Source organism: Enterococcus sp. AZ095b, assembly GCF_051714725.1.
In the GTDB taxonomy this organism is placed as follows: domain Bacteria; phylum Bacillota; class Bacilli; order Lactobacillales; family Enterococcaceae; genus Enterococcus_B; species Enterococcus_B pernyi.
In genome coordinates, this window is sequence record NZ_JBIOSL010000001.1 from 2,144,713 (window position 1) to 2,165,757 (window position 21,045).

The window sequence follows — 21,045 nt, forward strand, 5'->3', positions numbered from 1 at the left end:
GCAGTCTTCAAGACTAACCAACATCTTCATAGCCTCTGTCATTGACAAAAAATCATCTCTTACTTAGTTAATCACTTGTGTCACCCATAGATCATATATTTTATTTGCTAAAATAGGTGTTCGTTCAACCATAAATGTTGCAAGATTATTGCCACTAAATTGGTTTTGGATAAATCCCACCGGAATAAATGTTAGTAAACGTAAAACTAGAACCAACGAAATATAGGTGATGATCACGGATAAAACCCCTCCAGCCACCCAGTCTAATTGCTTTAGTACAGGAATAAATGTCAACCCATGAGCGAATACCCCAATGAATCGTGTGACTAGCCAACCAACAAATAAAATGATCAAGAAAGCCACCCCTGCATAAAATGCTTCATCTAGTTTAAATGAAAAAGCTTGATCAAAAAAAACTAAGTTAGAATTGGCGGTTACCGCAGGATAAGGAATATATAATTGCAGATGATTGGCTAATGTTTTGTAATAGGTTTGTGCTGCTAGAAATGAGACAAAATAGCCAACCAGATAAATTCCCTGTAGCGCAAAACCACGACTGGCTCCAGAAAAAAATGCAATCAGCAAAATAAATAAAATCAAAAGACTAAGCATACATTCTTCCTTTCTCTTCTATAATAATATCAATTCGAAGATCTTTGTTTGATTTGACCTTTTCGTTTTTCATTTAGAATCTGTTGTGCTTCCACATGATTCTTGATTTCATGGTCACTTCCATTTTCTTTCAATACTGCTCGTGCTTCATTTTCAATTGCTTCGATTCGTTTGATCCGATTTTCCATTTCTGTGAATCTCACCATTTTTTGTTTCAGTTCTGTGACTTCTTTTATTAAATTCAAATTTTTTTCCTGTCTTTTCAATTGATCGGAAAATGCATTGACTGCTAATAAAATAGCTGCTTGTTCATTGTCTAATTGAGGGGACAATTCTTTCAGTTCAGCTAATTGTTCATTGATTAATTTTGTGACCATATCCATATGCTGTTTTGATTCTTGCCCGATAATAGTATACGTTTGGTCCGCAATCACCGCTTTATAGCGTGTTTTTTCATGTGCCATATGAATCTGTCTCCTCCTATTGCCAAAAATATTAACTAGTGTACCATATAGTTAAGCAATTAACCGTACACGAAAAACTTCATTATAAATACTTTACTATTATATGATAAACTTTGCAAAAATGCTATGTGTGCATTGATTTCAAATCAGCTAGATCTAGTCAAATACAACTTTTCTTACGACTGGATCGCAATAGGAGGAAAACATGAGTAACATTATCTTAAAGGTAACAACAAATCAATTGAACATGATGAAAGAGGCATATCGCCCATTTTTAGTACAAAAGCCGATTCCATATACGCATTTTTCCGCTAAAAAAAATGGCACAACGATCACTGCCTATACTTCTGGAAAAGTGATGTTTCAAGGTACCGGCGCTGAACAAGAAGCAGCGAAATGGGGAAACCCACTTACAGCAAAAAAATCGACACAAACTAATTCTTCTTCCTTACCCAAAGATCTACAAACACTATCTGTTTTAGGGAGTGACGAAGTCGGCAACGGTAGTTACTTTGGCCCACTGACTGTTTGTGCTGCCTATGTCGATCAAATACAATTGAAAGAATTACGCACGTTAGGCGTCAAAGATTCAAAAGAATTAAAAGATGGACAAATCATTCAATTAGCCAAAGTATTAAAGGAAACGATCCCATATCAATTACTGGTTCTGCCACCAAAAAAATACAATGAGATCCAACCTATGTATAATGCAGTGAGAATGAAGGTCGCTTTACACAATCAAGCTATCCATTTATTGTTACAAAAAATAGCACCAGTCAAGCCGGATGCTATTTTGATCGACCAGTTCACACCGGAAGCCAACTTTAAAAAATACGCTCGTTTAGAAAAAAATCAACTCACCGAAAAACTCTACTTTGTGACAAAAGGTGAACAATATCATTTAGCTGTTGCTGCCGCTTCGATCATTAGTCGCGCAAGCTTTTTAGAAGAGTTGGACAAAGAATCTGCTGAACTTGGTCTCACGCTTCCTTCTGGTGCAGGTACAAAATCCGACCAAGTCGCTGCAACGATTTTAAAAAAAGGTGGCGAAGCCTTGTTAGCAAACTATGCAAAATTGCATTTTGCGAACACAGAAAAAGCCAAAAAAATAGTCAACTAACTATCCGTTTTAGCTTGTTCCGCTTTTCTTTAAGTTCGATTTAAGTTTTGTTGTTTATCCTCATGTTCAAGAGGTGAAAACGATGAAAAAAATGCGAATTATTATTTTTATATGTCTGATCGGGATCATTGCTCTTTTCAAATTTGGTCTTAGCAATCAAGAAACAGATGCGAGACAACAGACAAGCAATAGTGTCTCTAGCATCATACAATCAACTGATTCTTCTTCAGAGGCCCTCATAAAAATCGGAAAAGAAGATGCTACATTGTATGCAGACTCGTCATTAAGTGAACCGCTAATTTCCGTCAATGCTGGTGAACTGGCCACGCTTCTTTCAACTACAGACAACGCCTACAAAATTACCACGAATGATGGTGAAACTGGCTATTTATCACTTACGGATGGCTCATCACTGACTCGCTCGACACAAGAGCTACCGAGTGACCTATCAGAAGCGGTGATCGTACTAGATCCTGGACACGGAGGCGACGATACAGGCGCGCTTAGCATAGATGGACATATAGAAGAAAAGACAGTGACACTCGCTGTTGCAAAACAGTTACAAACGAGTTTAGAAGCCGCTGGCGCAACGGTTTATTTGACACATGAAACAGATGACTACATTTCATTAGATGACATTTGTGCATTTAGCGAAGAAAAATCAGCTGACCTTTTTATCAGCTTACATGCTGATTCGACTGAATCAGCCAATGAAGCAACTGGTACAACCACTTATTATTATTACAATAGTGAGCAACGTCTAGCGGAAACTGTTTCTGATGAACTGGCGGATCTGCTCATTACATCTCGTGGAACTGCTACAGGGAACTATCAGGTGTTAAGAGAAAACCTTCAGCCATCCCTCTTGATCGAAATGGGCTATATGAACAATGACGAAGATTTAGCTACATTGACTACTGTTAACTATCAACAACAGTTGGCGCAATCGATCACACAAGCGCTACTCACTTATTTCAATCAGTAATTTTTTTCTAAACGCAAGAACCTCGTTAGGTATTGATGTTTCATCAAGACCAACAAGGTTCTTCCATTTCATCAGCAACCAGTTGTCAGTACATGGTCACCGCTGAATCTGTTTATATTAAAACGATCTAATTGATCAATTCCCATGGTCCCCATTGTTGAGTACCAGGTTCATCGCCTTGTGTCCACCATTTCGCCCGATACGCATTTCCTAAATGAGTGACTCTATCACCCATAAGATAGACTGTTGAGGCATCCCATGCCGCATATCCAGGCACACTGTCTTCCAAGGTTCGAACGATCACTGGTTGACTAGCTGCCGAAACATTGTTTGAGGCATCGAATGCTTTTACAGTATACGTATACTGTGTATCAGGTGCTAATCCCGTATCTGTAAATGATGGCGTTCTTGGTTGCCCTACTAATTGACCATCACGGTAAACAAAGTAACCTGCTACTCGCTGATTATCGGTTGAAGCCGTCCAGTTCAACGTCACTTCTGTCGCATTGATCGTGGTTGCTGCCACATTTGTTGGAATTGACGGTGCCTCAACATCTGATGGGTCTGGCGCTTCTACACCAAAGATCACTTGGTGATTGATTTCAATACCGTCAGTCCCAATTCGTTGACTTAAAGTGATCGTGTCAATATGATCAACCGAAACCTGTGACGTATCAGATTGTAAACGGAAATCATAAGAAGCTCCTGGAGCAAGTTCTCTGCCATCATAAACGGTGGCTAGATCAACAGTTACCATGCCGTTCGTGGTAGTCACATCCCCTGCCTTGAAGTTACCAGAAGTTAACGTTTCATTACTATTCAACTCCAGCATAAGTTTAGGCAATTTGACTGTTTTCTGGGCAGCTTCCACAGCGCTTAGTACAGTAGACGTTTCTGTCAATGTTTCATTATTTGTCAAAGTGATTTCGTACCCGCTTACATTATTCTCTGTATAAGGCGTAATATCTACAGAGATATCTAACGGTGTGCTAACGATCTCGTGCTGTGGTAATGGCGTATTCCCAAATAATCCTTCTTTGATCGCATTCGTCAATTCATCACGTTTTGTACTTGTCGTTTCTTTGTCTTGTGATTGCATCCAAGAAATCACACCACCCAGTTCTTCTTCTTGCACATACTGGGTTTTGTAACCGATTGAACGTTCATTATCGAAACTGAAAAACTCGCCTGTTTCTGTACTGTACATATAAGGAGCCTTCGCTACATCATCCCAGTACTCAGTCAATCCACTCGTTGCACTGATCAAATCTGGAATATTTCGATATGGCCAGACACCTCCGGCTCTACCACCATCCCCAACGACTAATGGACTTTTATTTTTTGCACCGTATGTTGCCGTTAGGTCAGCATTTCGATTACTCTGTTCAGCCGTTTGGAACAATCCCGGCAGTAATGGATCATTGCCTTCTGCCACTTCATGCCAACCACGAGTATAAAAAGCTGCCCCAATCACGATTTTTTCAGCTGGCGCACCTTCATCCCTTAAAAACTGAACCGTTTGATCTACCGAAAGTCCTTGGTCATAATTAGGATCAGCAGGATTCCCATAAAGTGCTGTATGATGTCCACTGCGGTCACCCCAACCACCGTTCATATCATAGGTCATGATATTTGCAAAATCAACAACTTCAAATAAACCATCAATGTCTATCCCTGAAGATAATTTACTTTGAGATGCAGGCAGCGCAACTGATAATTCATAAGTTTTGCCTAGTTCTTCGCCTTGTTCATCAATCGATTCACGAATCTCATTTAGTAAAATGATGTAATTTTCTTTGTCTTCAGGTACTGCATTTGGCGTTCCTTCATCGTTAACATTGTCTACCAAGTCAGGTTGTCGAACATCTGCAGGATACTCCCAATCGACATCAACAAAATCCATATTCGTATATTTGATGAAGCGGGTAACGTTCTCCACTAGATTTTGTCGTTTCACTGGATCAGCCGCTACTTCAGAAAAATCACCTGATTTAGACCAGCCGCCCAAAGAGACACCAATTTTCATATTAGGATTTTTCCCACGTAGATCTTGGATCGCATTCAATATACCCGAACTTGCTGAATTCCATTGAACCCCTGTTTGTCCTAAAGGCGCACCAACAGCAGCATCCGTATCTGTAAATTCTAAATCGCCATTACTATCAAAATCTAAAAAGGCAAAATTCAAATGAGTGATTTGATCAGCTGGAATATCTTTAGGATAGAAATTTCCTTCTCCACCCCAAATCGACCAATCGCCATAGTACATGACATTGCGATAAGGTGCGACCTGAGTTTCTCGCACCTCTTCAGCATGAACCTCTGGCGACTCATTAAATGCTGGTAAAGTCATTGCAACAATCGAATAAAATAACAAAGTAACTAAACTAATACTCTTAATTCTTTTCATATCAATCTCATCTCCTTTTTTTCTCAGTTTTTTTACGAAAAAACAAACGCGCCCAAATCACAGGTTAAAAGTTATTTTATCACTCCTTAAAAATTAGAAATCAGATAAATTTTAATTGTAAAAATATTACAAATATGAATTTAACATTTATTTATTTTTAACGCAACTAATTGCAACCGATTACAATCGTCGTGTTTCAAGTTATTTTTAAACCATATGATTTTGTTTATTTTTTAACTAACATGTTTTTTTCAGTGAATTCGAGTAAATAAGATAAATAACAATGACAGAATAACATTATAAAAAAAGAACAAGGCAATCTGCCCTGTTCTTTTTTTATTTAAATTAACCAATTAGTTCCCATGGACCCCATTGTTCAGTTCCTGGCTCATCACCTTGTGTCCACCATTTCGCACGATAAGTATTTCCTTTATGAGTTACTACATCACCTAAATCATAGACTTTGTTCGCATCCCATTCGCCTTCAGCTGGCGGAGTTGTTTCTTCTAAAGTTGTGACAACTAATGCTTTGCTTTCTTCTGAAACATTTCCTGCTGCATCAAACGCTTTTACTGTATATGAGTATTCCGTATTCGCTGTTAACCCAGCATCAGCAAATGAAGTTGTTGCTGATTGACCCACTTGTTTGCCATCACGGAAAACATAGTATCCTGCTACTGCAACATTGTCAGTTGAACGAGTCCAAGACAATGATACATTTTTCTCACCGATCGTTGAAGCTTTCAAGTCTAATGGAATTGAAGGTGCTTCTGTATCTACTGGTGCTTTTTCTAACGTTTTAACAACTAATGCTTTACTGTCTTCTGAAACATTTCCGGCACGGTCAAATGCTTTTACTGTATATGAATATTCTGTATCTGCAGTTAAACCAGCGTCAGTAAATGAAGTTGTTGCTGATTGACCCACTTGTTTGCCATCACGGAAAACGTAGTATCCTGCGACCCCTTTGTCGTCAGTTGATTTTGTCCATGATAGAGAAACGTTTGTTTCACCGATTGTTGAAGCTGTTAGTTCTGTTGGTACTGAAGGTGCTTCTGTATCCGGTGTTCCTGGTTCAGTCGTTGAACCTTCACCAAAGATCACTTGTTTATTGATTTCAATACCTTCGTTACCAATTCTTTGGCTTAATGTGATTGAGTCGATATTGTCAACAGCGACATCTGCTTCAGCAGCATTTGAACTCAATCTGAACTCATAAGATGCATCTGGTGCGATTTCTTTGCCATCATATACAGAAGACAAATCAACGATTGCAGCGCCATCAACATTTGTTACAGTACCTGCTTTGTAATCACCAGCGCCAAGCTTTTCATTTGTCGCCATTGGAATCACTAATTTAGGTAATTTGATTGTTTCTTGTGAAAATTCAACTAATTTCAATACAGAAGAAGTTTCTTCCATTTTTTCATTGTTGGTAATTTTTACGTCGTAACCACTAACGCCATATTGTGTATAAGTTGAGATCTCAACATCCACATTCAATGGTGTGCTCTTGATTTCAAACTCTGGAAGTTTCTCACTACCTAACAATCCTTCTTTGATTGCATTGGTCAACTCATCACGTTTTGTTCCAGTTGTTTCTTTGTCTTGTGATTGTTGCCATGAAATGATTCCACCAAGTTGGTTTTCTTTTACATATTCAGCTTTATAAGTCACTGATTTTTCATTTTCGTAAGTAAAGAATTCACCAGTTGTTTCGCTGTACATAAATGATGCTTTCGCTACGTCATCCCAATACTCTTTCAATCCAGATGTATTACCAAGTAACGTTTCAATATCTCGATATGGCCATACACCACTGGCACGTCCACCGTCACCTACTTTTAATGGATTTTTGTTTTTCGCTCCATAACTTGGTGTTTGATCGGCATCTTGACTTGATAATTCTGCTTTTTGGAATAATCCCGGTGCCTCTTCATTATCCCCTTTTGCCACTTCGTTCCATCCACGAGTATAGAATGCTGCTCCAATAACGATTTTTTCTGAAGCCGCACCTTTCTCACGTAGGTATTCTACTGTTTGATCTACTGAGAAGCCTTCATCATAATTAGGATCAGCTGGATTCCCGTAAAGTGCTGAATGGTGACCACTTGTATCTGACCATGCACCAGTTAAGTCATAAGTCATGATGTTTGCGAAATCGACAACATCAAATAGTCGTTTCACGTCGATACCTGAATCTAATTTACCTTGAGCTGCTGGCAATGCAACAGATAGTTCATATGTTTTTCCTAATTCTTCGCCTTGTTTATCAATTGTTTCGCGAATTTCATCTAATAATTTTATGTAATTTTCTTTATCTTCAGGTTTTGCATTTGGTGTTCCTTCGTCATTTACGTTATCCACTAGATCTGGTTGACGTACATCTGCCGGGAATTCCCAGTCAACATCGACAAAGTCCATATTTGTATATTTAATAAATTTTGCTACATTATCTACAAGGTTCTTACGTTTCGTAGGGTTTGCTGCTACTTCAGAGAAATCTCCTGATTTAGACCAACCACCTAATGAAACACCAATTTTCATGTTTGGATTTTTTCCACGTAAATCTTGAATCGCATTTAAGATACCAGAACTAGCAGAGTTCCATTGTACGCCCGGTAATCCTACAGGTGCGCCTGTCGCTGCGTCTGCATCAGTAAAGACTAGTTCGCCATTACTATCAAAATCTAAAAAGGCAAAATTCAAGTGAGTCAATTGATCTGCTGGGATATCTTTTGGATAAAAGTTACCTTCGCCGCCCCAAATCGACCAGTCACCATAATACATTACGTTTCTATAAGTTGCTTGTTGTTCTGTTTGTTGGATTTCTTCTGCATTGACGATAGACAATTCCCCAATTGTCGGAAGCGCCGTTGAGACAACAGAAGAAAATAACATCGCTGCCAACCCAATTTTTTTAATACTTTTCATTTTTAAATTCTCCCCTTTTTACACTATTCACTTTTCAAAAAACAATTATGTAACAAAATAAACACGAAAATATGTTATTCATCCCCCCTCTATTTCTCTAAAATAGTGAGTTAAACTCAGTGAAACTTTTGTTGCTAACAGAATATTATCACCTGAAAATGGCTTTTTCAACCGTTCTCCTAAAATTATTTAAAAAACAAATTAAATCACCTTAGTTATTTATCTATTTTATAATCGTTATTATTAAAAATCTTTATATCACTTGCTTTTCATCTCTTTTTCTCAATTGCTAGAAAAATTAAATATCCCTCATTATTTTAATTAAAAAATAACAATCCGAGAAAATATAATAACAAAGAGGCGTAGAGGACAAGAAATTAAATTGATTTTTGTTTCTAATCTTAAAAATCAAATAAACGAAGTTCCAGAAGTAACTCCTTCATAAAAAGCCGAGAAACCCAAAATTTGAAAAACAATTTTTGGGTTTCTCGGCTTATTTCTCGGAGCTGGACACTTCTGTCCCCACCGCATTTAATCAGCTACGACACCATGAAGGTATAAATCGATCAGTCGTTCCACACTAAATGGGTTTTCAAGTGAATTAGAAGATTCGGTGATATATGGTGCTAACAGAAGAAAAAAGTGCTTTGCAGCAATTTCTGTCGTAACATGAGCGCGCATCAAAGATTGATTTGTCGAAAAAATCACTTCAAATGGTTCACGATAACTTTTTTTCCACAAGGTAAAAAGATGATTTCGTGTCTCGGCAGAAAGGTTTGATTTTAAATCATGGTGCATCATAAATAGGTCTAAAAGATGGGTATCGATCAGATACTTCGTCATTTTAGTCAAAGATTGTTTAAAATCAAGTTTGTTCTCTTCTAAGATTGCTCTTAAGTCTGTACCTACAGTACTCAAATGCTCTTCTAAGACTGCACAATATAACTTTTCTTTATCGCTAAAGTAATGATAAAGATTTGGTTGCGTGATTCCAGCATTTTTAGCAATCTCACGTGTTGAAGTTCCTTGATAACCTTTTGACATAAACAAACGATTGGCTTCTTTTAAAATTTTCTCTTGTGTATCCTTATTGTATCGATGGACCAACTTTTACACCCTCTGACTTATTTTTTTTCTCGAAAGACACCATCTTCTATCATAAATACTTTATCACATCTGTCAATAAGTCGGGTATCATGAGTGACCATTATGATTGCTTTATTTTTTTCCTTGGATTCTTTTGCTAAAATATCTACAACTTCTACTGCTTTTTCTGAATCCAAACTAGCTGTTGGCTCATCTGCCAAAATAATCGAAGGATCGTTATATAGCGCTCGAGCAATTGCCACTCTTTGTCGTTCACCACCCGAAAGATCTTCTGGATACTTATTAAGGAGTTTATCCACCCCAAGTTGTTGGAATAGTTCTTTTGCCTCTTCTTGTCGATTTTCATGCTTGATCTTATCGACCAGTACTAATTGTTTTTTGACGGTCAAAAATGGAACTAGATTGGAAGCTTGAAGAATAAATCCGATTTCCTTAAACCGTAATTTTACTCGTTTTTTCTCCGGTTGTTCACTGAAATCTTCTCCATTGATCTTGACGGTTCCTTTATTTGGTGTCTGTAAACCGCCTGCAATCGTTAAGAAGGTACTCTTTCCAGAACCAGATGGTCCAATGATTGCGACAAACTCCCCTTTATCGACACTGACATTTGTTTTTTTCAATGCTTGGATGGTTTGATCACCATCTTTAAAACTTTTTTCAACATCTATAAATTCAATTGCTTTCATTTCCCATTCTCCTTTCTATCCGATTGCTTTTAATGGATCAATTTTTACGATCGTTCTAACAGAGAAAAGTGCCCCTAAAATAGCAACGATCAACATCATTACACTAATCACACCGAAAAACAACCAGTTACTTTGGAATGGTACAGCATCTGGTAGAACAAGTGAGGTAACGAACGTTCCAAACAATCCAAGAGCGACACCGAAAAATGAAAGTAAGAACGTTTGTGCAACTACTGAACGTGCAATAAATCCACCAGTAACGCCTTGGGCTTTAAGTACACCAAAAATATTGATTTTTTGCATGGTCAATACATAAATGAAAATGCCGATCACGATTGCTGCAATCACAATCAAAAATCCGATCATGAAACCAAACGTCAATACTTGTGCATTGTACCCTGGTAGTTCATTGATGAATGTCGAAATACTGATTTTCTCTAGATCATCCGGTAAGCTATCCACATCTCCTCGCACGACCACTGCATTGATACGAGCATTATCAGTTGCATCTTGTTTCTCAAATCGTATCTCTTGGTACGCATTGATCGTTGTATAGACGACAGGAGAGACATTGAATTTGGCATTCTCAGTAAATCCAGTCAATTTAAATGTCTTGTCGCTTCCTGATAATTTGATCGTATCTCCAATGTCTAAGCCATATTCTTCTTTTAAACTAATATCACCGACTGCTTCATCATTTGACTGGAATTCTTCTCCTTCCACGATATTCGGCATGATGAATTGGTTTTGATCGATTCCAAAAAAACTAACATTGACTTTATCAGCATCTGGACGATCTGGACTCGTGACTACTCCAGGTGTTTGAGCTAAATAAGCGACTTGATCACCTTTCACTTCTTCTGCCATCTTTTTCGTGATCATCGACATCCCTAAGTTTGTATTGGCGTCTTTTGATAAAACAATGGTATCTGCCTCCCATTTATCTACAGCAGTTCGATTGTCTTGTGCCAACCCATAGGCTAATCCTGTCAAAAAAAAGACAAGGTACGCGATTAGAAACATGACGCCTGTCACTAAGGCATAGCGTAATTTTGAATGAATGATTTCATTTAATGCTAAAAACATAAAATTCCCCCTAAAAATTTATCGACTGATAAATATATCTTATCACTTGATAAATTTTTAGAGGAATAATCTGCTCAGAATAATCAATAAAAGAAAAAACAATTGAGTTGATCATATTCAATAAGGAATATGTCAGTCGTTTATTTCTAAGTTTCATCAAAAAATTGAGGTTAAAATCCCGATTCTTTTAACTTTGGCAATAGATATTCTTTCGCTTGTAAGATCTGACTTTCATAATCCTTATCCTGACCACTCCACATTTCAATCAAGAATGGCCCTTCGTAATTTACACGTTTCAATGTTTTAAATAAGCCAGAAAAATCCACACAACCTTGACCAAACGGAACGTCTCTGAACTTACCCTTACTACTAGCTGTTACTGGTTGCGTATCTTTTAGGTGGATCGAAGTAATATATTCGATGCCTTGTTCAAGTTCAATCGCCACATTATTTTCTGGCCACGCTGATAGATTTCCTAAGTCAGGATACACTTGTAAATAAGGAGAAGGGAGTTGTTTTTTTATCTCTATGAATTTACGAATGGAATTCATAAATGGGTCATCCATGACTTCAATCGACAAGATTATCCCAAACTGTGCTGCCTCTTTGATACTGGCACGCAATCCTATGATAAACGCTTCTCTTGTCTCTATTGATTTTTTTTCATAGTATACATCGTATCCCGCCACTTGTATGATCCTGATACCTAACCGATACGCAAGCTGTATCGCCTTTTTCATCATAGATAAGGCTTTTTCTTGTTTTTTGACATCTACTGAGCCGAATGGAAAACGGCGATGCCCACTTAAACAAAGCGAATGGATAGCAATCCCTGAAACCGCTATCGCTTCTTTTAACTCAGCGATTTGTTCATTCGTCCAATCTAAACGAGCCAATCGTTCCTCGCTTTCGTCAATCGATATTTCCAGAAAATCAAACCCCAATTCTTTTACTGCATCTAACCGCTCTTGCCACGACCATCCGCTAGGCAGTGCCTTTTCATAAAGTCCGATTCTCGTCATCTCATTCTCCCCACAGTCGCTTGATCTCCTTTTGGAATGCTTGGGCTTGTATGATAGGATCTGCACACGCCGTCAATCCTCGACCGACAATAAAATGAAAGATCGGCATCCCTTGGAACAAGGCTAACGTTGAAATTGACAGCCCACCAGTTACTGAGACTTGAAAACCTAAATCGATCAATTGTTGGACGAGCTTCAGATCCTTTTCTCCCCAAACTTCTCCAGCTAACAAGGCATCCCTACTTTGATGATAGACGACCTGAGAAATCCCAATTTCTCGCCATTTTTTTGCTTGTTCCATCGTCCATTCTCCGTATAGTTCTACTTGAAGTGCTTTGACTTTCTTTTGTGCGGCTTGCATGGTAGCTAGAGAGGCACAGCAGATCACTGTCATGAAATCTGCCCCAGCCTGCGCTACATTACCAGCCACAGTTTCTCCTGCGTCGGCACATTTTGTATCCGCAACGATCGTTTTTTCTGGAAACATTTTTCTCATACATTCGATTGGTTTGCTTCCTTCTTGAAGACAAAGAATGGTGCCTACTTCAATCACATCGACGATTTCTCCAATTTTTTTCACATCTGCCAATGCAGACGCTAACGTGTTATGATCCAGAGCAATTTGTAATTTTGGTCGTTTCATCTAATTCTCCTTTAATTTCAATTCTTTGTACATTGTTGTTTCTTTGAATTTCTCACAGATCTCAGTAGGTGACATCACATTTTTGATCCCCACGACCGTCACACCTCGCTCAATTGCTTGCATGAACATCGGCATAAAATTGAGTGGCGTAAAGACGACATCATATTGACTTGCCGAACTTTTACCTTCAGAGATCGGGCAATGATGGATTTTACTCACTGTAATATTTAATTCTCTCATTGCCTTTTCTACACTACGCATCATCATTAAACTTGTACCAGAACCATTGGCACACGAAACTAAAATTCTCATTTACTTTCCCTCCTATTAATTACTGTCTCCAAACTTTTCTTTATATTTTTGATAATCCTCCACAATCAAAAAATATCCTTCTGGATTTTTTCGATATTGTAGTTGCGGAATTAGCAACAAACCGACGACCACTAGTGCAACACCTGCATAACCAAAAAATTTCATCAAAACAGTAAAGACTGGCCAAGCAGTCGCCCAATCAAACATACCAATGTACCCTCCGTAACTAGATAACCCGTTCCATGTCGCAAAGAGTGCAGAACCACCGACTTGGATCAGCCCAGATAAGAAAGGGAACAAACATGCTGCCTTGAACCCACCCCGATTATTAGAGAACACAGCGATGACCGCATTATCAAAAAATAGTGGGATAAATCCGGCGATCACGATCGTTGGTGATCGGAAGACGATCAATAAGATGATCATCAAGAATTGTCCTAATGCACCAAATAAAAACCCGATCGTGACTGCATTTGGTGATCCAAAGCCAAAAGTTGCAGCCACATCGATCCCTGGCACAGCTCCTGGTAAAATAGTATTTGAGATTCCTTGGAAAGATTGTGTCAACTCGTCCACAAAGGTCCGGACACCAAGCTGTAAAATGGCTAAATACACAGCAAAGTTCAAAGAAGTGGTCAGTACGTAGAATAGAAAACTTTGTCCTGCCACCATAAATTCTGCCTCAATCAAGTACTCCTGTCCTAATACTAATAAGATGATGCCAAAGAAGAACAGCATCAATAAAGAAGTCGCCACCATGTTTTCGTTGAAAATGGATAAGAAACCCGGAAGCTCCATATCTTCAAGCTTTTTATCGGCTTTTCTATTCCCATTTTTTTTTCGACTACTCTTTTGCCACCACTTCGCTAAGGTAGAAAATAGGTACACCCCAAACATCTGTTGGTGCGCAATCGCAAAACCAGCTCCGTCTGTCAATTCTTGTGTCACACCAACAGTTAAATTAGAAGCAACTGCCCAGTAACACCCTAAAATGATCCCCATAAATACTAATACTTCTACTCTTCCTAATTCAGGAAAACAGAAAAGTAAGATCCAAAAAGCTGTAGCTGCTTGCTGGATCTGGACATTTCCTGTCGTAAAAACAGCTCGCAACTTCGTATATTTTTGGAAACGAACTAACAGGATATTCAATACAAATGCAATCAATAATAAAATCATCACATCACTGAACGTTCGTCCAAAAGTATCCATCAATCCTGCATCTACAGCATTTTGACCAAAATAGGGATCAGTCACCATCGCCTCAAGATCAAAACGATCCTTTAAACCAACTAAGATCGGTCGGAAATTGTTTACTAATCCACCTGAACCAACAACTAAAATCAGATAACCTACAGTGGCTTTCAAAAATCCAGCTATACATTCGTATAATGGTCGGCCAAGAAGTATATACCCTAATAAAACGATCGAACCGATCAAATAAGCCGGCTGCGTTAAAATATTTGTCGCAAAATACGTCCATATCTCCATCAAGATAGCTCCCATATTTTTCCGTTTCCAAAAACCAGAACAACTCCTCAAACGATGCGAGATATCATGGTTTTCATGTAAACGGACTCCCTCCCTTGCCTCGTATTTTTTAGTTGATAATTTATCTTTTATGTCTATTTGCTTTGTACCGAATGGTCCTCACTGGCCATACCTAGCAAGCAAAAGACTACCTCTACCTTATAGTGGCTCGTATTTCTCCATGACCATTTGATAATCTTCGATTGTTTCTGTCGCTAGTAATTCTTCGATCAACCCATCTTGCATCAGTAATTCTGATAATGATTGAATATTTTCTAAGTGTTGCTTTGGCTCTTTAGCTGCTAAGGTGAAGAAAAGGCTGGCAGACTTTGACCCTTCCTCAAAAGGAACTGGTGCGTTCATTTTGGTAAATGAAATCGTCGTATCGAAAACATGGGAGCCACCTTGCATGGCATGAGGCATCGCAACGTGCGGGGTGATCAGGATATATGCCCCATGTTCTTCGACATTGCGGATCATTTCTTCTACATATACATGATCAATGATTCTTTTTTCTAATAAGTGACGACTGCTCTCCTCGATTGCTACTCGCCAATCATTTATCGTAGTTTCTACATAATTGACTAAGTCATTCTCATAGAAATATCTCAACATATTTACAAACAGTATCAAGCAGTCAACCCGTTGTTTGACAATAGCGCATTCTTATCAAGAGATGACTTTGTCTTACGTTCACTTGCTTTGATACGTTCTCCCTCCTCGCTCTTGCTTTTGTTAAAAAATTCTCAGCTCAGCTGATTTATTGTCATATATCTCTTGGGCTCCTACAAAAATGATGGAAACGGCGTATCATTTTCTTGGGTGAAGACATCATGGAAGCCACGATCGAAATTGAATGCCAAGTCTTTTCTATTATCTGGGTACGTATACTTCCCACCCACTTGCCAAATATAAGGGGAAAACTGATAAGCCAATCGATCTTTTTTCATGCGCCATAATTGAGTGATCTCGCTAGGATCAGCCATAAAATTGGACCAAATATCATAATGGACTGGGATCACGACTTGAGCTCTTAACGATTCTGCCATTCTCAACAAATCACTGGCGGTCATCTTATCAGTGATGCCACGCGGATTTTCACCATATGCACCTAGACAAACATCGATTTGATGTTCATTGCCATGTTTGGCAAAAAGGTTGGAATAATGCGAATCCCCTGCGTGATAGATGTTCCCTCCTGATGTTTTGAAAAGATAATTGACAGCGATCGTATCCATTTCTTGTGGCAACTGATCTTTTAATTGCACATTAGGATCATCATGTGTGATCAATGCCGTCCGATCAAAGGCTTCCAGCGCAACGATCTCTACTTCATTGATCAAAGCGATATCGCCGGGTTTGACTACTTGGGTCTTTTTTTTTGGTATCCCCCAAGAGAGCCATGTTTCCACTACTGCTTTGGGGCCAATAAATAGTGCCTCCGGACAATTTTGATGAACAGCTGCGGCAGTGTGAATATCCAGATGATCGGAATGGATATGTGTCACCACTAATGCATCCACATTTTTGATCGCAAATGGATCGATCACAAAAGGTTGCGTTCGTAAATTTGGTTGCATCTTTTCTGTACCGCTCATACGCATCATCTGGTGGCCTTTTTTCATCTGTCCATTCCCGTGTGTTCGTTTTCCTGTCCCACACCATAAGTCACAAAGGATATTTGTACCTTCATGTGACTTCAGCCATATACCTGTACATCCTAGCCACCATATAGATACGCTTTTTTCTTTTACTTGTTCCATTTCGATTTCTTCGTTCAGATAGGTTCCCCATTCTGGAAAAGTCGAACGTAACCAACTTTCCTTTGTTACTTCTGTTATATTCATGTGCCATCCTCCTCTTTATTAGGTATATATAAATGATAAAGCGCTATCAAAGTGATTGGAATAGCTTTATATGACTGTTATTACTTTATGTGATCGTTTCCATTTTTTTATGCTCGTTTAGCTATAATTAGTCATATAGAGAAACAAATTGATTGAAAAGGAAGGATAACAATGAAAAATTCTCTGTTGACGATTAAAAAAAGACGTAATGAAATTCTTGATCTATTACAAAGGTACACAAAAATGACCACGATTGAACTGTCTGAAAAGCTTCACGTATCACTCAGCACTATTCGTCGAGACCTTAGATTATTAGAAGAAAAAAATGAGATTATTCGTGAATATGGCTATTGCCTCTTCAACTATGACAATCAAACAAATTTCGATCTTTCAGGACCAACGTGGATCAAACATCAAATTGCTCGTTGTGCTAGTCAATATATTGGAGACTATGCCACCGTATTTATCAATTCAAGTTCCACTGCCTTAGCTACACTCGATTATTTAGAATCGAATCACGTCACCGTCGTAACGAATAATTTAAAGGTCGTTTCTTGTGTCAGACAAGGAAATTATACGTATATACTCACTGGTGGCGAATTACGCGTACCGAAAGAAGTCTTGGTAGGAGATATTGCCGCTCGCACATTAGCAGATATGAATGCAGATGTCTGTATTATTGGATGTAGCGGAGTAGATTTAGAGAATGGTGTGACGACAAAAATTTTAAACGAATCTAAAATCAACGAATGGATGATCAAAAAGAGTATCAAATGTCGTATTCTTGTTGCAGACCATCGTAAGATTGGCCGGACTTCACAGTTTAAGATTGCCGATATTTCTGCCTTTGATTATTTGATCACCGATCAGCATTGTTCACCTAAACTTGCCAAAAAAATCGAACAATTAGGTGTCACTGTTATTCGAGTAAGTTTATAAAAGAAAGTAAATTTCATCAAAGTTGCTAACAGATAAAAAACAGCTATGATTCGATTTTCTTCTTTTAGTCGAGTATTCAAAGCGTGACTATACTCTTGCATAGCGGTAACTCTCCGTTCAGTTAAATAAAATAAAACAGATTATTTGCCTGTTTTAAAAACAAGGCGTAGTATAAAAATGTAAACGCTGACAAATTCAATATTATTTATTGATCGATACTACGAAAGAAGGTTTGTTTTATGGAAATGATTTATCAAGCTGGCTCACAAGAAGGTCAAATCAATTTTATCAATACAGAAGACTTAGAAATGGCGGCAGCTCAAGTGATTCCTACTGGCGGATACGGCTATATCAGTAGTGGTGCTGGAGATCTCTTTACGTATCAAGAAAACGTGCAATCATTCAATCATCAATTGATTATTCCTCATGTTTTAAAAGACGTGGAAATTCCAGATACAACGACTTACTTTGACCAAGAAACATTAACTGCGCCAATCATCATGGCGCCTATTGCAGCTCATGGTTTAGCTCATACACATGCAGAAAAAGCTTCAGCTAAAGGAGTTGCCGATTTTCATACGATTTATACGGCGAGTTCTTACGCTTCCTGTACATTAGAAGAAATCCGTGAGGCCGGTGGTCCAGATGCACCACAATGGTTCCAGTTTTACATGAGTAAAGATAATGGGATCAATTTAGATATTCTAGAGATGGCCAAACGTAATGGCGCAAAAGCAATCGTTTTGACAGCTGATGCAACCGTTGGTGGGAATCGAGAAACAGACCTTCGCAATGGCTTCACTTTTCCATTGCCAATGCCGATCGTTCAAGCCTATCAATCAGGGGTCGGACAAACGATGGACGCAGTTTATAAATCCTCCAAACAAAAGTTAAGTCCAAAAGATGTGGAATTTATTGCCGCTCATTCTGACTTACCCGTTTATGTAAAAGGTGTGCAATCAGAAGACGATGTTTATCGTTCATTAGATGCGGGGGCAAATGGCATCTGGGTATCGAATCATGGCGGTCGTCAATTAGATGGTGGGCCAGCAGCCTTTGATTCTTTGAAATATGTAGCAGAAGCCGTCGACAAACGTGTCCCTATCGTCTTTGATAGTGGTGTTCGTCGTGGTCAGCATGTCTTTAAAGCCATTGCTTCTGGTGCCGATCTAGTCGCGATCGGTCGTCCTGCCATTTACGGTTTAGCTCTCGGTGGAAGTACAGGCATCCAACAAGTATTCGACTTCTTCAAAAAAGAATTAGAAATGGTCATGCAATTAGCTGGGACGCAAACCATCGAAGATATCAAAAATGTGACATTACGGGAAAATCGTTTCTTCTAAATTGAGAAAATCTCAAATAAAACAAGCGCAGTTTCCATAATTATTTCGCACTTTTGAATCCAAATAAACGAACATCAAAAAAAGCTTTTAAAAATAAGCAAGAAGACCCAAAAATTTGAATAAATTTCGGGTCTTCTTGCTTATTTTTCAGAGCTGTATGCTATTTATTGCACTCTGTATCCTACCTGTTTGGATGGATTTTCTAAATGTACGCTTCACCTTTTGCAAACAAAGTTGCTTCGCCACTGATCATCACGCGTTCACTTAACCACTTGCAAGTCAAGAACCCACCTCTGGCAGAAAGTTGTTGAGCAACCAAGTCGTCCTTTCCAAGCTTTTGTGCCCAGTAAGGAATCAAATTCGCATGAGCCGAGCCACACACTGGATCTTCATTGATCGTTAGTTTTGGGAAAAAGGTCCTAGAAACAAAATCTTCTTTCTTTCCTTTGGCTGTGACAATCACGCCGACGCCTTCTTCTAATTCCCTCATTGCAGTATAATCAGGCGTCAGCTTTGCCACTGTCTCTTCGTCTTCTAATACAAAAAATAAGTCCCTTGCCAGATAAGCCTCTTTTATTCTTGTGCCGATTGCTTGTTCGTATGCTGGTAATATAGCAATTGGTTGCGGTAAAATACTTGGAAAATCCATCGCATATTTTTGCTCTTTTTTTGTGACAACTAGGTTCCCACTTTGCGTTGAAAATGAAATCATGGATTCACTGATACCATAGAAGTGGAACAATACAAATGCGGTTGCCAAGGTCGCATGACCACATAAGTCGATTTCACGATCAGGGGTAAACCAACGTAATTCATAACCTTTCTCTTTTCTAACGGTAAAGGCTGTTTCGGATAGGTTATTTTCGATGGCGATTTTTTGCATGGTATCATCAGGTAGCCATTCATCTAACACAAAGACCGCAGCAGGATTTCCTTTAAACACTTCATTGGTGAAGGCGTCAACTACATAATAGGGTAAATTCATTTATAAACTACTCCTTTACTTTTTGATAAATATATTCGGCACAACATAAATCTTCCACTGCTAAGCCAACCGCATCAAAGATCGTGATCGCTTGTTCGTCTGTACGCCCTGTTTTCTGATGGGTGACTAATTCACCTAGAGAACCGAGGATGTTTGTCTGATCAATTTTCCCTTCTGACAAGGGAATCAAATAGTCGCCACTTTCCCTTTTGACCGCTTGGTAATCATCTACATACAATTGTCCAGATGCCATCAAATCACTCGTTAATTCACGAATCTCTGGTGTAAATGTACCGATTGCATTGATATGCGTGCCTGGTTTAACCTCTTTTTTTGATAAAAAAGCATGTTTACTAGGTGTTAAAGTACAGACAATATCTGCTTCTATAGTCGCTTCAGCCAATGTCGAGCAATCAATAAAACGCAGTTTTGGATAATTAGTTTGCTGTTCTAGGATAAATTGTTTTCGTCGTGTTTCATCTAAATCATAGACATATACACGGTGAATCTTTCGGACACAGGTAATTGCGGCTAGATGTGAAACTGCTTGTTGTCCAGTTCCGATCAATGTGAGTGTATCTGCTGATGGCTTTGCTAGATAATCTGTGGCTAATGCTGAAACTGCTGCTGTTCGTATCCAAGTCACGGCATTCGCATCGATCATTGCGACGGGTTGCCCGTTTTTTGAATCGAAGAGCATGATTTCACCCAAATGTGATGGTAGCTTTTGTTTGTGATTGCTTGGAAAAGCCGTGATGATTTTTGAACCAAAGTACCGGTTTCTTCCCAAATAAGCGGGCATCATCGCAAATACATTTTGTTTCTCGCCATCTGGTAATTGTTGGACCATTCGATTCTCTTGAGAAATCTTTCCGACTTGAAAATCTTTAAAACACTGTTCCATTACGTTGATTGCTTCTGTAAAACTAAAATGGGTGATTACTTTATGACTATCGATGATTTGCATATTTCCCCTCCTTTTTTCTATCCTAGCGCCCGAAAACAATACATTCAATGATA

General features: G+C 38.7%; 19 protein-coding genes. 4 read left to right on the forward strand and 15 right to left on the reverse strand.

Features of this window, described 5'->3' with window-relative positions; all coding sequences use genetic code 11:
• Positions 1–63 precede the first annotated feature (63 nt).
• Together IGJ99_RS10225 and zapA are read right to left on the reverse strand one after the other, a co-directional pair.
• Positions 64–612, reverse strand: coding sequence for a CvpA family protein (locus IGJ99_RS10225; protein WP_010734833.1), 549 nt, complete (start codon positions 610–612; stop codon positions 64–66).
• Positions 613–641: 29 nt separating this feature from the next.
• The gene (gene zapA / locus IGJ99_RS10230; protein ID WP_010734832.1) at positions 642–1,076 is read right to left on the reverse strand and encodes a cell division protein ZapA; all 435 of its coding nucleotides are present in this window, start codon (positions 1,074–1,076) and stop codon (positions 642–644) included.
• Positions 1,077–1,281: 205 nt separating this feature from the next.
• Here zapA and rnhC point away from each other — a divergent pair, with 205 nt between their 5' ends.
• Together rnhC and IGJ99_RS10240 are read left to right on the forward strand one after the other, a co-directional pair.
• Entirely contained in the window at positions 1,282–2,196 is a 915-nt protein-coding gene (gene rnhC, locus IGJ99_RS10235) for a ribonuclease HIII (protein WP_438748393.1), read from the forward strand.
• Positions 2,197–2,278: 82 nt separating this feature from the next.
• Entirely contained in the window at positions 2,279–3,181 is a 903-nt protein-coding gene (locus tag IGJ99_RS10240) for an N-acetylmuramoyl-L-alanine amidase family protein (RefSeq protein WP_153830255.1), read from the forward strand.
• Positions 3,182–3,308: 127 nt separating this feature from the next.
• Here the strand turns inward: IGJ99_RS10240 and IGJ99_RS10245 are convergent, their stop codons facing one another.
• From IGJ99_RS10245 to ulaG, 11 genes are all read right to left on the reverse strand, one after another.
• Positions 3,309–5,591: a glycosyl hydrolase family 18 protein gene (locus tag IGJ99_RS10245; protein WP_438770808.1), complete on the reverse strand. Its 2,283-nt coding sequence runs from the start codon at positions 5,589–5,591 to the stop codon at positions 3,309–3,311.
• Positions 5,592–5,936: 345 nt separating this feature from the next.
• The gene (locus IGJ99_RS10250) at positions 5,937–8,525 is read right to left on the reverse strand and encodes a glycosyl hydrolase family 18 protein (RefSeq protein WP_438770809.1); all 2,589 of its coding nucleotides are present in this window, start codon (positions 8,523–8,525) and stop codon (positions 5,937–5,939) included.
• A gap of 531 nt (positions 8,526–9,056) precedes the next feature.
• A complete protein-coding gene (locus IGJ99_RS10255; protein WP_010734827.1) occupies positions 9,057–9,632 on the reverse strand; it encodes a TetR/AcrR family transcriptional regulator in 576 nt (191 codons plus the stop codon).
• Between the two features lie 17 nt (positions 9,633–9,649).
• Entirely contained in the window at positions 9,650–10,318 is a 669-nt protein-coding gene (locus IGJ99_RS10260; RefSeq protein ID WP_019722442.1) for an ABC transporter ATP-binding protein, read from the reverse strand.
• Between the two features lie 15 nt (positions 10,319–10,333).
• Positions 10,334–11,404 carry an ABC transporter permease gene (locus tag IGJ99_RS10265; RefSeq protein WP_010734825.1) on the reverse strand — a complete coding sequence of 357 codons (1,071 nt, stop codon included), beginning with the start codon at positions 11,402–11,404 and terminating at the stop codon, positions 10,334–10,336.
• 170 nt (positions 11,405–11,574) lie between these two features.
• Positions 11,575–12,426 (reverse strand): L-ribulose-5-phosphate 3-epimerase, encoded by an 852-nt coding sequence (locus IGJ99_RS10270; protein ID WP_409173516.1) that lies wholly within the window; start codon positions 12,424–12,426, stop codon positions 11,575–11,577.
• A gap of 1 nt (position 12,427) precedes the next feature.
• Positions 12,428–13,069: a 3-keto-L-gulonate-6-phosphate decarboxylase UlaD gene (locus IGJ99_RS10275; protein WP_010734823.1), complete on the reverse strand. Its 642-nt coding sequence runs from the start codon at positions 13,067–13,069 to the stop codon at positions 12,428–12,430.
• Positions 13,070–13,381, reverse strand: coding sequence for a PTS sugar transporter subunit IIB (locus IGJ99_RS10280; RefSeq protein WP_438770810.1), 312 nt, complete (start codon positions 13,379–13,381; stop codon positions 13,070–13,072). It abuts the gene before it with no gap.
• Between the two features lie 15 nt (positions 13,382–13,396).
• Positions 13,397–14,887 carry a PTS ascorbate transporter subunit IIC gene (locus IGJ99_RS10285; RefSeq protein ID WP_438770811.1) on the reverse strand — a complete coding sequence of 497 codons (1,491 nt, stop codon included), beginning with the start codon at positions 14,885–14,887 and terminating at the stop codon, positions 13,397–13,399.
• 183 nt (positions 14,888–15,070) lie between these two features.
• Complete coding sequence (locus IGJ99_RS10290; protein WP_438770812.1) at positions 15,071–15,526, reverse strand: PTS sugar transporter subunit IIA; 456 nt, start codon at positions 15,524–15,526, stop codon at positions 15,071–15,073.
• 170 nt (positions 15,527–15,696) lie between these two features.
• A complete protein-coding gene (gene ulaG / locus IGJ99_RS10295) occupies positions 15,697–16,758 on the reverse strand; it encodes an L-ascorbate 6-phosphate lactonase (RefSeq protein ID WP_023520068.1) in 1,062 nt (353 codons plus the stop codon).
• 171 nt (positions 16,759–16,929) lie between these two features.
• On the opposite strand from ulaG, the gene IGJ99_RS10300 reads away from it, so the two are divergent.
• Entirely contained in the window at positions 16,930–17,697 is a 768-nt protein-coding gene (locus IGJ99_RS10300) for a DeoR/GlpR family DNA-binding transcription regulator (RefSeq protein ID WP_023520069.1), read from the forward strand.
• 239 nt (positions 17,698–17,936) lie between these two features.
• Entirely contained in the window at positions 17,937–19,040 is a 1,104-nt protein-coding gene (locus tag IGJ99_RS10305) for an alpha-hydroxy-acid oxidizing protein (protein ID WP_224434147.1), read from the forward strand.
• Positions 19,041–19,242: 202 nt separating this feature from the next.
• Here IGJ99_RS10305 and IGJ99_RS10310 read toward each other — a convergent pair whose 3' ends face one another.
• Positions 19,243–20,025, reverse strand: a complete 783-nt coding sequence (locus IGJ99_RS10310) for a PhzF family phenazine biosynthesis protein (RefSeq protein WP_137072640.1) — start codon at positions 20,023–20,025, stop codon at positions 19,243–19,245.
• A 7-nt stretch (positions 20,026–20,032) separates the two neighbouring features.
• Positions 20,033–20,992: an ornithine cyclodeaminase family protein gene (locus IGJ99_RS10315; protein WP_023520072.1), complete on the reverse strand. Its 960-nt coding sequence runs from the start codon at positions 20,990–20,992 to the stop codon at positions 20,033–20,035.
• Between the last annotated feature and the right edge of the window lie 53 nt (positions 20,993–21,045).

Bases quoted from the DNA above. Each gene is read 5' to 3' on its own strand.
- IGJ99_RS10260 (WP_019722442.1), bottom strand. From the start codon at position 10,318: ATGAAAGCAATTGAATTTATAGATGTTGAAAAAAGTTTTAAAGATGGT.
- IGJ99_RS10300 (WP_023520069.1), top strand. From the start codon at position 16,930: ATGAAAAATTCTCTGTTGACGATTAAAAAAAGACGTAATGAAATTCTT.
- IGJ99_RS10240 (WP_153830255.1), top strand. From the start codon at position 2,279: ATGAAAAAAATGCGAATTATTATTTTTATATGTCTGATCGGGATCATT.
- IGJ99_RS10305 (WP_224434147.1), top strand. From the start codon at position 17,937: ATGGAAATGATTTATCAAGCTGGCTCACAAGAAGGTCAAATCAATTTT.
- IGJ99_RS10225 (WP_010734833.1), bottom strand. From the start codon at position 612: ATGCTTAGTCTTTTGATTTTATTTATTTTGCTGATTGCATTTTTTTCT.
- IGJ99_RS10310 (WP_137072640.1), bottom strand. From the start codon at position 20,025: ATGAATTTACCCTATTATGTAGTTGACGCCTTCACCAATGAAGTGTTT.
- rnhC (WP_438748393.1), top strand. From the start codon at position 1,282: ATGAGTAACATTATCTTAAAGGTAACAACAAATCAATTGAACATGATG.
- IGJ99_RS10285 (WP_438770811.1), bottom strand. From the start codon at position 14,887: ATGGGAGCTATCTTGATGGAGATATGGACGTATTTTGCGACAAATATT.
- IGJ99_RS10290 (WP_438770812.1), bottom strand. From the start codon at position 15,526: ATGTTGAGATATTTCTATGAGAATGACTTAGTCAATTATGTAGAAACT.
- zapA (WP_010734832.1), bottom strand. From the start codon at position 1,076: ATGGCACATGAAAAAACACGCTATAAAGCGGTGATTGCGGACCAAACG.
- IGJ99_RS10270 (WP_409173516.1), bottom strand. From the start codon at position 12,426: ATGACGAGAATCGGACTTTATGAAAAGGCACTGCCTAGCGGATGGTCG.
- IGJ99_RS10245 (WP_438770808.1), bottom strand. From the start codon at position 5,591: ATGAAAAGAATTAAGAGTATTAGTTTAGTTACTTTGTTATTTTATTCG.
- IGJ99_RS10275 (WP_010734823.1), bottom strand. From the start codon at position 13,069: ATGAAACGACCAAAATTACAAATTGCTCTGGATCATAACACGTTAGCG.
- IGJ99_RS10315 (WP_023520072.1), bottom strand. From the start codon at position 20,992: ATGCAAATCATCGATAGTCATAAAGTAATCACCCATTTTAGTTTTACA.
- IGJ99_RS10250 (WP_438770809.1), bottom strand. From the start codon at position 8,525: ATGAAAAGTATTAAAAAAATTGGGTTGGCAGCGATGTTATTTTCTTCT.
- IGJ99_RS10280 (WP_438770810.1), bottom strand. From the start codon at position 13,381: ATGAGAATTTTAGTTTCGTGTGCCAATGGTTCTGGTACAAGTTTAATG.
- IGJ99_RS10265 (WP_010734825.1), bottom strand. From the start codon at position 11,404: ATGTTTTTAGCATTAAATGAAATCATTCATTCAAAATTACGCTATGCC.
- ulaG (WP_023520068.1), bottom strand. From the start codon at position 16,758: ATGAATATAACAGAAGTAACAAAGGAAAGTTGGTTACGTTCGACTTTT.